Source organism: Streptomyces sp. NPDC045695 (genome assembly GCF_056432025.1).
Genome location: NZ_JBWKJU010000004.1, coordinates 138,904 through 152,341 on the forward strand (window position 1 = coordinate 138,904; position 13,438 = coordinate 152,341).

15 protein-coding genes are annotated in these 13,438 nt (G+C 71.1%); 10 read left to right on the forward strand and 5 right to left on the reverse strand.

What is annotated here, in order from left to right; genetic code table 11:
* Both AC07DU_RS09575 and AC07DU_RS09580 read right to left on the reverse strand, forming a co-directional pair.
* Complete coding sequence (locus tag AC07DU_RS09575) at nt 1-651, reverse strand: AIM24 family protein (protein ID WP_360888546.1); 651 nt, start codon at nt 649-651, stop codon at nt 1-3.
* Nucleotides 651-1,289 (reverse strand): AIM24 family protein, encoded by a 639-nt coding sequence (locus AC07DU_RS09580; RefSeq protein ID WP_360888549.1) that lies wholly within the window; start codon nt 1,287-1,289, stop codon nt 651-653. The genes AC07DU_RS09575 and AC07DU_RS09580 overlap by 1 nt, the downstream gene beginning before the upstream one ends.
* A gap of 172 nt (nt 1,290-1,461) precedes the next feature.
* On the opposite strand from AC07DU_RS09580, the gene AC07DU_RS09585 reads away from it, so the two are divergent.
* Nucleotides 1,462-1,806, forward strand: a complete 345-nt coding sequence (locus tag AC07DU_RS09585; RefSeq protein WP_360888551.1) for a DUF3817 domain-containing protein — start codon at nt 1,462-1,464, stop codon at nt 1,804-1,806.
* Nucleotides 1,803-2,096: an MTH1187 family thiamine-binding protein gene (locus AC07DU_RS09590; protein WP_479110550.1), complete on the forward strand. Its 294-nt coding sequence runs from the start codon at nt 1,803-1,805 to the stop codon at nt 2,094-2,096. Before AC07DU_RS09585 ends, AC07DU_RS09590 begins: the two co-directional genes overlap by 4 nt.
* A gap of 15 nt (nt 2,097-2,111) precedes the next feature.
* Here the strand turns inward: AC07DU_RS09590 and AC07DU_RS09595 are convergent, their stop codons facing one another.
* Nucleotides 2,112-3,140 carry a glycoside hydrolase family 6 protein gene (locus AC07DU_RS09595; protein ID WP_479110552.1) on the reverse strand — a complete coding sequence of 343 codons (1,029 nt, stop codon included), beginning with the start codon at nt 3,138-3,140 and terminating at the stop codon, nt 2,112-2,114.
* A 71-nt stretch (nt 3,141-3,211) separates the two neighbouring features.
* Nucleotides 3,212-4,210 carry an ArsR/SmtB family transcription factor gene (locus AC07DU_RS09600; RefSeq protein WP_479110554.1) on the reverse strand — a complete coding sequence of 333 codons (999 nt, stop codon included), beginning with the start codon at nt 4,208-4,210 and terminating at the stop codon, nt 3,212-3,214.
* An 80-nt stretch (nt 4,211-4,290) separates the two neighbouring features.
* Between AC07DU_RS09600 and AC07DU_RS09605 the strand changes: the two genes are divergently transcribed.
* The 4 genes from AC07DU_RS09605 (at nt 4,291) to AC07DU_RS09620 (ending at nt 8,254) form a co-directional block, all read left to right on the forward strand.
* Nucleotides 4,291-5,529: an MFS transporter gene (locus tag AC07DU_RS09605; protein ID WP_479030996.1), complete on the forward strand. Its 1,239-nt coding sequence runs from the start codon at nt 4,291-4,293 to the stop codon at nt 5,527-5,529.
* Between the two features lie 21 nt (nt 5,530-5,550).
* On the forward strand, nt 5,551-6,060 hold the full coding sequence (locus tag AC07DU_RS09610) for a MarR family winged helix-turn-helix transcriptional regulator (RefSeq protein WP_360888565.1): 510 nt from the start codon (nt 5,551-5,553) through the stop codon (nt 6,058-6,060).
* A 75-nt stretch (nt 6,061-6,135) separates the two neighbouring features.
* Nucleotides 6,136-6,465: a DUF3817 domain-containing protein gene (locus AC07DU_RS09615; RefSeq protein WP_360888568.1), complete on the forward strand. Its 330-nt coding sequence runs from the start codon at nt 6,136-6,138 to the stop codon at nt 6,463-6,465.
* 88 nt (nt 6,466-6,553) lie between these two features.
* Nucleotides 6,554-8,254, forward strand: a complete 1,701-nt coding sequence (locus tag AC07DU_RS09620) for a coenzyme B12-dependent isobutyryl-CoA mutase large subunit (protein WP_453372983.1) — start codon at nt 6,554-6,556, stop codon at nt 8,252-8,254.
* 82 nt (nt 8,255-8,336) lie between these two features.
* Here the strand turns inward: AC07DU_RS09620 and AC07DU_RS09625 are convergent, their stop codons facing one another.
* A complete protein-coding gene (locus AC07DU_RS09625; protein ID WP_479030992.1) occupies nt 8,337-8,957 on the reverse strand; it encodes a TetR/AcrR family transcriptional regulator in 621 nt (206 codons plus the stop codon).
* A gap of 262 nt (nt 8,958-9,219) precedes the next feature.
* On the opposite strand from AC07DU_RS09625, the gene AC07DU_RS09630 reads away from it, so the two are divergent.
* The 4 genes from AC07DU_RS09630 to AC07DU_RS09645 all read left to right on the forward strand — a co-directional run bounded on the left by AC07DU_RS09630 (nt 9,220) and on the right by AC07DU_RS09645 (nt 13,435).
* Nucleotides 9,220-10,224 (forward strand): tetratricopeptide repeat protein, encoded by a 1,005-nt coding sequence (locus AC07DU_RS09630; RefSeq protein WP_360888576.1) that lies wholly within the window; start codon nt 9,220-9,222, stop codon nt 10,222-10,224.
* A gap of 593 nt (nt 10,225-10,817) precedes the next feature.
* The gene (locus tag AC07DU_RS09635; protein ID WP_360888579.1) at nt 10,818-11,459 is read left to right on the forward strand and encodes a DUF6230 family protein; all 642 of its coding nucleotides are present in this window, start codon (nt 10,818-10,820) and stop codon (nt 11,457-11,459) included.
* Between the two features lie 115 nt (nt 11,460-11,574).
* Nucleotides 11,575-12,210 carry a DUF6114 domain-containing protein gene (locus AC07DU_RS09640; RefSeq protein ID WP_479110557.1) on the forward strand — a complete coding sequence of 212 codons (636 nt, stop codon included), beginning with the start codon at nt 11,575-11,577 and terminating at the stop codon, nt 12,208-12,210.
* Nucleotides 12,200-13,435: a hypothetical protein gene (locus AC07DU_RS09645; protein ID WP_479030983.1), complete on the forward strand. Its 1,236-nt coding sequence runs from the start codon at nt 12,200-12,202 to the stop codon at nt 13,433-13,435. Before AC07DU_RS09640 ends, AC07DU_RS09645 begins: the two co-directional genes overlap by 11 nt.
* Nucleotides 13,436-13,438 lie beyond the last annotated feature (3 nt).

A 13,438-nucleotide genomic window follows, 5' to 3' on the forward strand; every position in this document is an offset into this window, starting at 1 on the left:
TCACAGCTTCTCCTCCGAGGCCTGTACGTACACCGCGCCCTGGCCGGACAGCTCCAGCTGGAACGCCTCGCCCGAGCCGCGCCCCACCATGTCCCGCCAGCCGAGCGCGGTGGAGAGCTTGTTGCGGACGTCGCCGTGGTGGGCCACGTACGCCTGCGGGTCCACGTGGACCGGCCGCTGGGGGGTGATGGGCAGCTCGATCACCCCGCCGTGGGCCATCACGGCGACCGAGCCGTGGCCCTTGAGGGTGGTGGTGAACAGGCCCTGGCCCGTCACCTGGCCGCGGACCATGCCCATGACCCCGCCCTGGGAGCCCATGAACATGGTGCCCTGCTGGAGGGTGCCGTCGAAGGCGAGCAGCCGGTCGGCCTCGACGTAGAGGGTCTCACCGGTCAGGTTGATCACCTGGATGTGGTGGCCTCCGTGGCCGAACATCACCGTGCCGCTGCCCTCGACCGTCATCAGCGGGGTCTGCTCGTTCGCCACGCGGCGTCCGATCATGCCCATCACCCCGCCCTGACCGCCGGTCAGGCTCGGGGTGAAGGAGACCTCGCCGCGGTACGCGAGCATCGCGCCGCGCTGGCTGTACATCTTCTGGCCCGGGATCACCTGGGCCTCGACCATCTTCGAGTTGATCTCGCGGAACGGCATCAGACGTCGCCCCCGATGGTGTTGCGCTCGCTGGGCTGCACGTACACCAGGCCCTCGCCCTCGAAGCGGATCTGGAACGACTCGCCCGAGCCCTCGCCGATCAGCGTGCGGAAGTTCACGCCCGACTGGAAGGACTGCTGGAGGTTGCCCGTGTGCGCGATGTACGCCCCCGGGTCGACGGAGAGCGGGTACTGGGCGCTCACGCGCAGCACCACCGCCGGGCCGTCGGACATGATCGCCGCCTGCCCGGAGCCCTCGACGGTCGTCGTGAACAGGCCGTTTCCGGTCGTCGCGCCGCGCAGACCGGTGAAGGTGGTGCCGGTCCGCAGGCCGGCGTCGGTGCACAGCAGGTTGCTGGACTCGACGTAGAGCTTCTCGCCGCGCAGATTGACCAGATTGATCTCACTTGCGCGGTCGGCGAAGAAGCAGGTGCCGTGCCCCTGCACTTCCATCACCGTCATCTGTTCGCCGGTCAACCGGCGGGTCACCATGCCGCGGAGGCCTTCGCCGCCGCCGGACATCTTCTTGAAGGCCATCTGCCCGTCGTACGCGACCATGGAGCCGTTCTTCGCTTTCACGGCGTCCCCGGTCAGGTCGACGGCCAGCACCTTGCTGCCTTGGAGTCGGAACTGAGCCACGGGATGACGTTATCGGCAGCGGGCGAGCCCGAACAGTGCCCCCTGGCCGATATGTGCCCCACACGCGGTCCCGGGGGTGGGCCGGGGAGGAAGGGGAGGGGGCCGGTCAGGCTCCCGCAAAGCGGCTGAGACACTGGACCGGACCAGGCCGCCAGAGACCCGAAGGTTCCACGTGGACATCAAGACCGCCTCCGCCCTGCACCGGCTGCGCCTCATCTCCGTCCCGGAGGCGTTGTCGTTCCCGGCCCTGCTGATCTTCGGCTCGCTGCTGAGCCGGATCTCGGACATCGACTACCTGATGATGCCGCTCGGCGTCCTCCACGGGTTCCTGTTCGTCATCTACGCGGTCTTCCTGCTGGACGTCTGGACCAAGGCCAAGTGGCCGTTCAAGAAGGCCCTGCTGTTCTTCGTCCTCGCGCTGGTGCCCTTCGGCGGGCTGTACGGCGACAAGCTGCTCAAGCGCGACGAGGCCGACAGCGTGATAGCGGCCCGCGCGCGTGAGGCGGCCGAGGCGTGATCGTCGCGTTCTCGGTGACCCCGCTGGGTGTCGGTGAAGAGGTCGGCGAGTACGTCGCCGAGGCGGTGCGGGTGGTCCGGGAGTCCGGGCTGCCGAACCGGACCGACGCCATGTTCACCACCGTCGAGGGCGAGTGGGACGAGGTCATGGACGTGATCCGGCGTGCGGTGGCCGCGGTGGAGGAACGGGCGCCCCGGGTGTCCTTCATCCTGAAGGCCGACATCCGCCCCGGGGTCGTCGACGGGATCACCTCCAAGGTCCAGACGGTGGAACGGCACCTCGCGGGCTAGGCCGTCTCTCTCCCGTCACTCCCTGGCGCGGCGGGCCAGGCCGAGGGCGTAGTCCGGCCACCACCTGCCGGCCGCCGGCCCGCCGCGGCAGGCTCCGTCGGACGCGCCGGGGCGCTGGATCCACAAGTACGCGTCGACGAGCGGGTCGCCGGTCCGGTCGGTCGGCGGTGTGCCCAGCGCGCGGCCCGGGGGATTGCAGCGGGCCTGCTCCCGGTCGCCGGGCAGTGGGCCCTCGCCGTTGCGGCTGGTGTCCACGACGAAGTGCTTGTTCCCGGTCGCCCGGGAGATCGCGGCGCCGTACGCCCGGGTGGCCGCGTCGGGCTGGAAGCCGGAGACGTTGAGGGCGAAGCCGTCCGCGCGCTCCAGGCCCGCCTTGCGCAGGGGCTCCACCAGGTCCTTCGGGCGCGGGATCCGGGCCGGATCGCCCGCGTCCAGATAGACCTTCGTGTTCTTGTTCCTCTTGAGCCGGTCGACGGCCTCGGAGAGCAGCCGGTAGCGCTCGGCGTGGTGTTCGGCCGCCGTGCAGCCGTCGACGAGGTGTGCGAGCGCGCCCGGCTCCAGGATGACGACGGCCTTGGCGTCCTTGAGGGTGTCGGCCAGGGCGCCGATCCAGCCGCGGTAGGCCCGGGCGTCCTGGGCGCCGCCGGCCGGGCGGGGCCCGCAGTCGCGGTGCGGGATGTGGTGCGCGGCGAGCAGGAGCGTGCGGCCCGTGGCCCGGGCGCCCGCCACGGCCCGGCGGATCTCGGGGCCCCGGTCGCCTCCCGTCAGCCAGAGGGTCGTCGGCCGCTCGGCGATCCTGCGCAGCACCTGGGCGTCGGCGTAGCGGCCCGCGGCCTCCCAGGCGGTGACCTGGCGGGCGGCCTCGCTCTGCGGGTCCACCCAGTACGGGGACCCGTCCGGCCCGGCGGCGACGGGGGAGGGCGCCCGGGCGGCGGGGGCTCCGGGCTGCGGCGCGGACGCGTCCGTGCACGCGGGGGCGGAGGCGAGGAGCAGGAGGAGGCCGAGGCAGGCCCGGAGGCGGCGGCGTCGAGCGGCGGGGTGCATCCGGCTTCCTCGGGACGAAGGGACGGGCAGCCAACCGGGATATCGTGACATAACGGTCAGGTGGCGGGCCCTTACGACACCGTCGGTCCCCCGGTCGTCAGGGCGATGGCCAGCGGCGTGCGCTCGTAGCGGACCTGGTGGCCGTGGCGGGCGGAGATCAGCAGGCCCGCCGCGTGCAACACCTTCAGATGGGCCGAGACGGTGGAGGGGGCCAGCCCCAGCCGGTGGGCCAGCGCGCTGGTGGTGGCCGGTTGGTCCAGTGCGCACAGCACGTCGGCCCGGGCCCGGCCCATCAGGCGGGCGAGCGCGGCCGGGGTGTCCTCCCGGGCCGGGGTCCACAGCGCGCCGATGCCGCGGGCCGGGTAGACGACGGTCGGCTGCCAGGGAGGGTCGAAGCCTCCCGCGATGCCGGGCCAGATGAAGGCGCTCGGCATGAGGAGCAGGCCCTGGCCGCCCAGGACGCGCTCGTGCGCGCTGGGCCGCTCGATGGTCAGGGTGAGCGAGGCGGAGTCCCAGGAGAGGTCCGGGTGCAGTCCGTCGAAGAGCGACTCCAGTCCGCCGTCGGCGAGGCGGCGCGAGTGGAAGAGGACGTCTGCCTCCAGCAGGGCCCGCAGCCGGGGCCAGTGCGGCTCGATCAGGACGCTCCACGCCCGCTCCAGCAGATCGGCCAGCTCGCGCACCGCCCCCGCCGGATCGGCGAGCAGGGCCCGGCCGGTGTCGCTGTCCAGCGCGCCCGGCGTACAGGCCAGCGACCTGCGCATGTCCTCGCGCGCCACCGCCGGATCCGACGCGCGGATCAGGGCGATCTCCTCCTCGAAGGAGACACCGGGTCCGCTCGGCGGGGGGCTGATGAAGTCCGTACTGTGCCCCCGCCGCGGCATCAGCAGCCACAGCGGCCGCAGGTCCAGCCCGGCGGCGGCAGCGCGGATCCGCTGGAGCCAGGGCAGGTGATAGCCCTGCCGGTCGGGGCGGCTCAGGGTGCGGATCGCCTCCTGCGTCTCCCACGCCGGCGACAGCGCGAACCGGCACCGCAGCAGGTCCCTGTGTCCGAACCGGTGGTGCAACGCCATGCCAGCCGCCCCTCGCGCCGGAAGATTCGGCCCGGACCGAATCTCTACGTCCGCCAGCCTAGGGCCGCGAAGCTCACGCCATGCCCATCGTCACCCCCGCCCGCGGCGGGTACCGCTCGGTGTTCGGGATCCGGGAGTTCCGCCCCGTCTTCGCCGCACATCTGATGTCCGTGCTCGGCCTCGTCGTCGCCGAGATCTCGCTCACCGTCCTCGTCTACCGCGCCACCGGCTCGCCCCTGATGAGCGCGCTCACCTTCGCCCTCGGCTTCCTCCCGTACGTCCTCGGCGGCATCCTGCTCGCCCCGATCGCCGACCGTCACCCCGCCCGGCGGGTGCTCGTCACCTGCGACCTCGTCTGCGCGGCCTGCGCGGCGGCCATGGTCCTGCCGGGCACGCCCGTGGCCCTGCTCCTCCTCCTGCGCTGCGCACTGGCCTTCGTGGCCCCGCTGTTCCAGGGCACGCGCAACGCCTCCCTCGCCGACATCGTCGGCACCGGCGACGCCTTCGTCCTGGGCCGTTCGCTGCTGCGGATGGTGGCCCAGAGCGCCCAGCTCGTGGGCTTCGGCCTCGGCGGGCTGCTGCTCGCCGTCGTCGCGCCGCGCGGGGCCATCGCGATCACCGCGGCCGGCTTCCTCGGTTCCGCGCTCCTGCTGCGCCTCGGCACGCGCAGCCGCCCCGCCCGCACGAGCGCGCGCACCTCCCCGCTCGCCGGAGCGCGCGCCGTCCTCGGCCGGCGCCGGCTGCGGGCGCTCACCCTGCTGTTCTGGCTGCCGCCCGTGTTCCTCGTCGTGCCCGAGGCGCTGCTCGCCCCGTACAGCGACGGCATCGGCGTCGGCACCGCCACCCTCGGACTGCTGATGTGCGCCATGCCCGTCGGTACGATCGCGGGTGAACTCGTGGCCGGTTCGGTCCTCACCGCCCGAACGCGATCGCGGATCGTGGCCCCGCTCGCCGCCGCCGGTCTGCTGCCGCTCCTGCTCTACGCCGTCCGGCCGGGCGCGCTGCTCGTGCTCGCCGCGCTGCTGCTCGCCGGCCTGGCCCACGCGTACACCCTCGGGCTGGACCAGTGGTACGTCGACGCCGTCCCCGACGAGCTGCGCGGCAGTGCGATGACCCTGCTCGGCGCCGGTCTGATGACCCTCCAGGGCGTCGGCATGGCCCTGGCCGGCCTCGTCGCCGAGTTCTTCCCGGTGCACGCGGTCGTCACCGGATCCGGGATCCTCGGCACGGCCGTCGTCCTGCTGCTCCTGGCCGAACTGCGCGCAGCGGTCCGGGAGGAGACAGGACTGAGGAATGAGACGGCCCTCGCCGTGAAGTGACGGCCCGGTAGGGTCGGGTGCGTGCCCAAGCCGCTCAGTCTTCCCTTCGATCCCATCGCCCGCGCCGACGAGCTCTGGCAGCAGCGGTGGGGGCCGGTGCCCTCGATGGCCGCCATCACCTCGATCATGCGCGCGCACCAGATCCTGCTCGGCGAGGTCGACGCGGTGGTCAAGCCGTACGGACTGACCTTCGCGCGGTACGAGGCACTGGTGCTGCTCACCTTCTCCAAGGCCGGCGAGCTCCCGATGTCGAAGATCGGCGAGCGGCTGATGGTCCACCCGACCTCGGTGACCAACACCGTGGACCGGCTGGTGAGGTCCGGGCTGGTCGACAAGCGGCCCAACCCGAACGACGGCCGCGGCACCCTCGCCTCCATCACGGACAAGGGCCGGGAGGTCGTCGAGGCGGCCACGAAGGACCTGATGGAGATCGACTTCGGCCTCGGCGCGTACGACGCGGAGGAGTGCGCGGAGATCTTCGCGCTGCTGCGCCCGCTGCGGGTGGCCGCCGCCGATTTCGTGGAGTCCTGAGCCGAGGCCGCTCGGTCCGCGCCCAGCCCGGGGCCGCGTCAAGATCTCGCAAAACGGACGGTTAGGCTCGTCCGCATGAAACCAAGCGTGCTGACCCGCTACCGCGTCATGGCCTACGTGACCGCGGTCATGCTCCTGATCCTCTGTGCCTGCATGGTGGCGAAGTACGGCTTCGACACCGGCGCCGACCTGACCTTCGCGGTCTCACAGGCCCACGGCGTCCTCTTCATGATCTACCTGGTCTTCGCCTTCGACCTGGGCTCCAAGGCCAAGTGGTCCTTCGGAAAGCTCCTGTGGGTCCTCGTGTCGGGCACGATTCCGCTGGCCGCGTTCTTCGTCGAGCGCAAGGTCCGCGCCGAGGTCGAACCGCTGGTCAGGCGCTCTTTCGCCACCGCCGACGCCTAGGACCGCGCGCGCGTCGCCCACCCCCGGGGACGACTCCCCGGGGGTTGCCCATCGACATTTACTAGGACGTCCTAGTAAATTCATCGGTATGGACGCTGACGCCATCGAGGAAGGCCGCCGTCGCTGGCAGGCCCGTTATGACAAGGCCCGCAAGCGCGAGGCAGACTTCACCACGCTCTCCGGGGATGACGTCGATCCCGTCTACGGGCCCCGGCCCGGCGACACGTACGAGGGATTCGAGCGGATCGGGTGGCCGGGTGAGTACCCGTACACCCGCGGGCTGCACGCCACCGGCTACCGCGGGCGGACCTGGACGATCCGGCAGTTCGCCGGCTTCGGCAACGCCGAGCAGACCAACGAGCGCTACAAGATGATCCTGGCCGCGGGCGGCGGCGGGCTCTCCGTGGCCTTCGACATGCCGACCCTCATGGGACGCGACTCCGACGACCCGCGCTCCCTGGGCGAGGTCGGGCACTGCGGGGTCGCCATAGACTCCGCCGCCGACATGGAGGTCCTGTTCAAGGACATCCCGCTCGGCGACGTCACGACCTCCATGACGATCTCGGGCCCCGCGGTCCCCGCGTTCTGCATGTACCTGGTGGCCGCCGAGCGGCAGGGCGTGGACCCCGCCGTGCTCAACGGCACGCTGCAGACCGACATCTTCAAGGAGTACATCGCCCAGAAGGAGTGGCTCTTCGAGCCGGAGCCGCACCTGCGCCTCATCGGCGACCTCATGGAGTACTGCACGAAGGGCATCCCGGCGTACAAGCCGCTGTCCGTCTCCGGCTACCACATCCGCGAGGCGGGGGCGACGGCCGCTCAGGAGCTCGCCTACACCCTGGCCGACGGCTTCGGCTACGTGGAGCTCGGGCTCTCGCGCGGCATGGACGTCGACGACTTCGCGCCCGGGCTCTCCTTCTTCTTCGACGCGCACCTCGACTTCTTCGAGGAGATCGCCAAGTTCCGCGCCGCCCGCCGCATCTGGGCCCGCTGGATGAAGGAGGTCTACGGGGCGAAGAGCGAGAAGTCCATGTGGCTGCGCTTCCACACCCAGACCGCCGGGGTCTCCCTGACCGCGCAGCAGCCGTACAACAACGTCGTACGGACCGCCGTGGAGGCGCTCGCCGCCGTCCTCGGCGGCACCAACTCCCTGCACACCAACGCCCTGGACGAGACCCTCGCGCTGCCGAGCGAGCAGGCGGCCGAGATCGCCCTGCGCACCCAGCAGGTGCTGATGGAGGAGACCGGCGTCGCCAACGTGGCGGACCCGCTGGGCGGTTCCTGGTTCGTCGAGCAGCTCACCGACCGCATCGAGGCCGAGGCCGAGAAGATCTTCGACCAGATCAAGGAGCGCGGGCTGCGCGCCCACCCCGACGGTCAGCACCCCATCGGGCCGATCACCTCGGGCATCCTGCGCGGCATCGAGGACGGCTGGTTCACCGGCGAGATCGCCGAGTCGGCCTTCCAGTACCAGCGGTCCCTGGAGAAGGGCGACAAGCGGGTCGTCGGCGTCAACGTCCACCACGGCTCGGTCACCGGCGACCTGGAGATCCTGCGGGTCAGCCACGAGGTGGAGACCGTCCAGGTGCGGGAGCTGGCCGAGCGCAAGGCCCGCCGCGACGACGCCAAGGTGACGGCTTCGCTGAAGACCATGCTCGACGCCGCCCGCGACGGATCGAACATGATCCCGGCCATGCTGGACGCCGTGCGGGCCGAGGCCACGCTGGGCGAGATCTGCAACGTGCTGCGCGACGAGTGGGGCACGTACACCGAGCCGCCGGGCTTCTGACCCGGCCACGGTCCCCCCGGGGGAAGGCCGGTCATGGTGCCCCGCGGCGCCGTGGCCGGCCTTTCTCTGTGCGGAGGGGGCGTCAGCCCGCCGCGGGACCGCGCAGTCCGTGCATCAGCAGGGCGGTGAAGGTGGCCACCCAGAGCTCGTCCACCGGCTCGGAGCTGACCAGGGCGCGGTGCACCACCGTTCCCGCGATCACGTCGAAGATCAGGTCCGTGGTGCGGCCCGCGAGGCACTCGTCCGCCTCGTACGGGAGTTCGCCGCGGGCCTGGGCCCGCGCGCGGCCCAGTACGACGAGACGTTTCTGCCGGTCCACGATCGCCGACCGGATCCGGTCGCGCAGGGCCTCGTCGCGGGTGGACTCGGCGACGACCGCCATCAGAGCGGTACGGGCCTCCGGGCGCCGCAGCAGCTCCGCGAAGCGCAGCACCACGTACTCGACGTCGGCTTCGAGGGAGCCGCGGTCCGGCAGTTCGAGCTCGTCGAACAGCTCCGCGACCGCGTCCACGACCAGCTCGTTCTTGCCCGCCCAGCGGCGGTACAGGGTGGTCTTGGCGACGCCCGCACGAGCCGACACATCGCCCATCGTCAGCTTCGACCAGCCCAGCTCGACCAGTGCGTCCCGCGTCGCGGCGAGGATGGCGGCGTCCGCGGCGGCGCTGCGGGGGCGACCGGTGCGGCCGGGGCTGGGGCTGTGCATGGCCGAGACCATACCCGCCAGTAGCCCCGGCGGCGGCTGTGGTTCAGATCACGCGGCGCGTTCGGACCAAGAGGGGAGCGCCGAGGGCCGCCGCGAGTTACGCTACGGGTCGTAGCGTAAGAGCGACAACCACGCGAAGAGCTACAGGCGCCAGGTGGGGACCCGGCGCCGCCGTTCCACAGCACGATCCGGCCAACGCGACAGTACGGCCAATTCACGCGATCTTTTTCGTCGGCGCGCGCACACGGGGGAGGATGTACGCATGCAGCCCAGAAACATGTCCATGAGCGGCGTCGTCGACCTCGCCGCGGTGAAGGCGGCCGGTGAGGCCAAGGCCAAGGCCGAGCAGGCCCGCGCCGAAGCGGCGCGCCAGGCCGGCCAGGGTGGCGGGGCGGTTCCGGCCGCCGGCGCCGTGCCGCCCTCCGCCCTCGTGATCGACGTCGACGAGGCCGGTTTTGAACGCGACGTGATCCAGCTCTCCGCCGAGGTTCCGGTCGTCCTGGACTTCTGGGCCGAGTGGTGCCAGCCGTGCAAGCAGCTCGGCCCGCTGCTGGAACGCCTGACGATCGAGGCGAACGGCCGCCTCGTGCTGGCCAAGATCGACGTCGACGCCAACCAGATGCTGATGCAGCAGTTCGGCATCCAGGGCATTCCGGCCGTCTTCGCCGTGGTCGCCGGTCAGGTGCTGCCGCTGTTCCAGGGCGCCGTCCCCGAACAGCAGATCCGCGAGACCTTCGCCCAGCTCGTCCAGGTCGCCGAGGAGCGCTTCGGGATCCTCGGCATCGAGGTGGACGCGAACGCCGCGGCGACCGCCGCCGTCTCCGACGCCGAGGTCCCGGTCCCGGTCAGCCCGCACGACGCACTGCTGGAGGCGGCCGTCGACGCGCTGGACGCCGGTGACCTGGGCGGCGCCGTGCAGGCGTACAAGAACGTCCTGGCGGACGACCCGGGCAACACCGAGGCCGCGATGGGCCTGGCCCAGGCCGAGCTCCTCGCCCGCGTCCAGCACATGGACCCGCAGGCGGTGCGCGCCGCGGCGGCCGAGAACCCGCGCGACCCGGCGGCCCAGATCGCCGCGGCCGACCTGGATCTGGCCGGCGGTCACGTGGAAGACGCCTTCGGGCGTCTGGTGGACACCGTGCGCGTGACGTTCGGTGAGGACCGGGACGCCGTGCGGCTGCGGCTCCTGGAGCTGTTCGAGGTGATCGGCGCGGACGACCCGAGGGTGTCCGCGGCGCGTACGGCGCTGGCCCGGGTGCTCTTCTAGACCTACGGGAACAGGCCCCGGCGAGGGCCCGCGAAGCACCCGATCTGTTGACACGGAGATAAACAGCGGCCGCACTTTGCCAAAACTTGGCAATTGCGGTCGCTGTTACTCGCAGTAAATCGAACCCCGTGAACTGTCCGGTGTGTTCACTCTTCCACCGGTCTGTCGTGGCCCTTGGTGACACCCTGTGTCGCTGCCCGACGGCAGTGGGTCGTTCCCCGGTTATCTGGCCGTTACCCGCCAGTAACGAACCCCCTTGTGCCCTGGCCGGGAATGGACCACGATCGGCCACGCTCGGTCCTTCCCGCAGAGCCGCTCACTCGGAGCCGCGGTGAAGGGTCCCCACCGAGCCGGCCGGTGGCAGTGGCACCGGCCGTGGGACAGGGGGGTCTCCGCCATAGAGGCGGGGCCTGTCCTCAGGTTGCGCGAACGCGTGGCCCAGTGGTTGTCGCTCGGGGGTGATCGCCGGTGTACCGGACGTGGCACAGCCGCGGCTCGGCCGCCTGCGCTCCTTCCCGAGGACGTAGCACTTCTCCCATCCCAGGACGGGCACGGCCCGGACCGGAGATGTACGTCCGAGAAGGAGGAACGAAATGAGTTCTCAGGTTCGTGGTGGGACCAGATGGAAGCGCTTCGCGCTCGTCATGGTGCCGAGCATCGCGGCCACGGCCGCGGTCGGTGTGGGTCTGGCGCAAGGTGCCCTCGCGGCGTCCTTCAGCGTCTCCGGCCAGGACTTCAAGGTCTCGGCCGACAAGCTCGACGGTGACAACCTCATTCAGTACGGCGGTATCGCCGAGGGGCACGACCTCAAGGGCAACCCGCAGAAGCACCCGGTCACCATCTCCGGGTTCAGCCACGCGGAAATCACCAACATGTGCCAGTCACTGGTGACGCCCACGCCGCTGGGCAACATCACGCTGCAGCTGCGCACCGGTCACAAGGGCAAGCCGGCCGTCGCCGACAACATCTACCTGGATGTCGCGGAGCTCGACACCGACGCCGAGTTCAAGAACCTGGACATCGGTGTCGCGGTCGGTGACCCGAGCCACAAGACCAAGCCGCAGGCCGGCACGGTCGCCAGCCCGTACGCGTTCTCGCAGCGCGCCGACAAGGCGATCCTGACGAACGTGCGCCAGAAGGCGTGGGCGACCACGGCGGGCACGTTCAAGCTTCCCGACCTGAAGCTGCGTCTGCTCGGCGGCGACCAGCCGTGCTACCAGGACATCAAGGACTGATCCGTCCGTCCTGACGCGTGACCGGCCGGGCGGGCGACGCCGACCCTCGTCGCCGCCCGCCCGGCCGGGCTCCACCGATGTCTCAAGTACCACCGTTTCCAGGGAGCTGTTGTCCATGAACCCCCAGGCCCCGGTTTACGTTCGCGCAGAAGACGACGCCTGGCTCACCGTGGCGTACTACCACTTCCATGCCTGGCGCGGACGCCGCCCCTTCTGGGCCGGGTTGTTCACGTTCGTCAGCGGCTTCCCGATCGCGTACTTCCCGTACGCCGACCTCCGCCTGGGCAACCTCAGTCTCGCCATGGCCACCACCGGTGGTGCCGGAGCCCTGATCATCGGGGTCCTGCTCATCACCCTGGGCCTGGCCCTCTGGTTCCAGCAGAGCATCCGCGTCTTCGCCGGGGTCGCCTCGATCCTGCTGGCCCTGGTGTCCCTGCCGGTGTCCAACCTCGGCGGCTTCGGCCTCGGCTTCGTACCCGCCCTGATCGGCGGCGCCCTCGCGCTGTCGTGGGTCCCGGCGCCGCCGGCGGACGAGGAGCCGACGGGCCAGCATCCGGCCGCGGCCGGCCTGGGCAAGACGGAGGCGATGGCGGGCATGGCGGGCCCGGGCATCGCCGGGATGAACGGCATGAACGGCATGACCGCCGCGGCCGGTCCCCAGGGCTTCCCGGGACAGCGCGAAACGGAAACGCCTGCACACGCGAGCGAGACGACTGCCCACGCCGATGGCGGGAGGAACAGTGCGGGGTGACGAGACGCAGCGGGGCGTGGCCCCCGGCGCAGAGTCCCGTGAGATCAAGGGGCCGCGCCACGCGGCGCCGAAGAAGTCGCTGCTGAACAAGTTCCAGATACCCGTCGGCAAGACGATGGCGCTGGCGGCGATGCCGACCGCGGTGTTCGTCGGGATGGGCATCGCGCCGAAGCTGGCGATGGCCGACGAGACGGAGATACCCTTCGCGCCCGGACCGTGTGTCACGCGGTCCGACGAACCCGCGCAGAGCGAGTCCAAGTCGCCGTCCCCGACGCCTTCGACGACGTCCTCGCCGAGTGCGTCGCCCAGCGCGACCCCCTCGCCGTCCGCGTCCGCGAAGCCGCAGCCGAGCACTTCCCCGTCGGCGACCAAGCCCGCGACGGTGAACCAGACGGCCCCGGCCGCCACACCGTCGCCGACCAAGACCGTGAACCCGCTGGACCCGCTGGGCCTCGGCGACGCGCTCAAGGGCCTCGTCGACGAACTCGGCCGCCCGCTCCAGGACACGAAGGCCACGCCGACGCCCACGCCGACGCCCACGCCCACGCCCACCGCTTCCAAGACCGCCACGCCGACCCCCGACCCGACCGCGGACGCGATCCGTGACGCGGCGAAGAAGGCGGGCGTCGACGTCTCGGACCTGTCCGACGAGGTCAAGGACACCGAGAAGACCCCGAAGGACGAGACGGGCAAGGCGGCCGAGGACGAGGCGAAGAAGGACCCGGACGGGAAGCAACCCTTCCCCTGTCCGACCTACGACGCCAAGGCGCTCGCCGACGCCGAACTGGAGCAGGGCGTCCCGCTCCTCCCGGACGAGCCCTGGTACCTCGACAGCTCCATGCTGACCCTCTACGGCCTGGACTACCACGGCATCGTCGAGGTGAAGACGGGCAGCGGCAAGATCAAGAAGGTCCTGAAGTTCACCGCGGACTCGCTGGACATCAAGGACCTGTACCAGACGGTCGGCAAGGAGGGGCACGTCGCCCACCTGAAGTCCCGTCCGGGCTCCACGTCCAAGATCCGCGGGGGCACGGTGACGATGTACACCGAGAGCCTCAAGGGCAACCTGTTCGGTCTCATCCCGATCGAGTTCACCCCGAACAGCCCGCCGCCCCTGAACGTCCCGTTCGCGTTCTTCACGGACGTCAAGGTCGTCCAGGCCGGCCAGTTCGGCGGCACCCTCACGGTGCCGGGCCTGAAGAACTACATCGGCCCGCCCGAGTAGTCC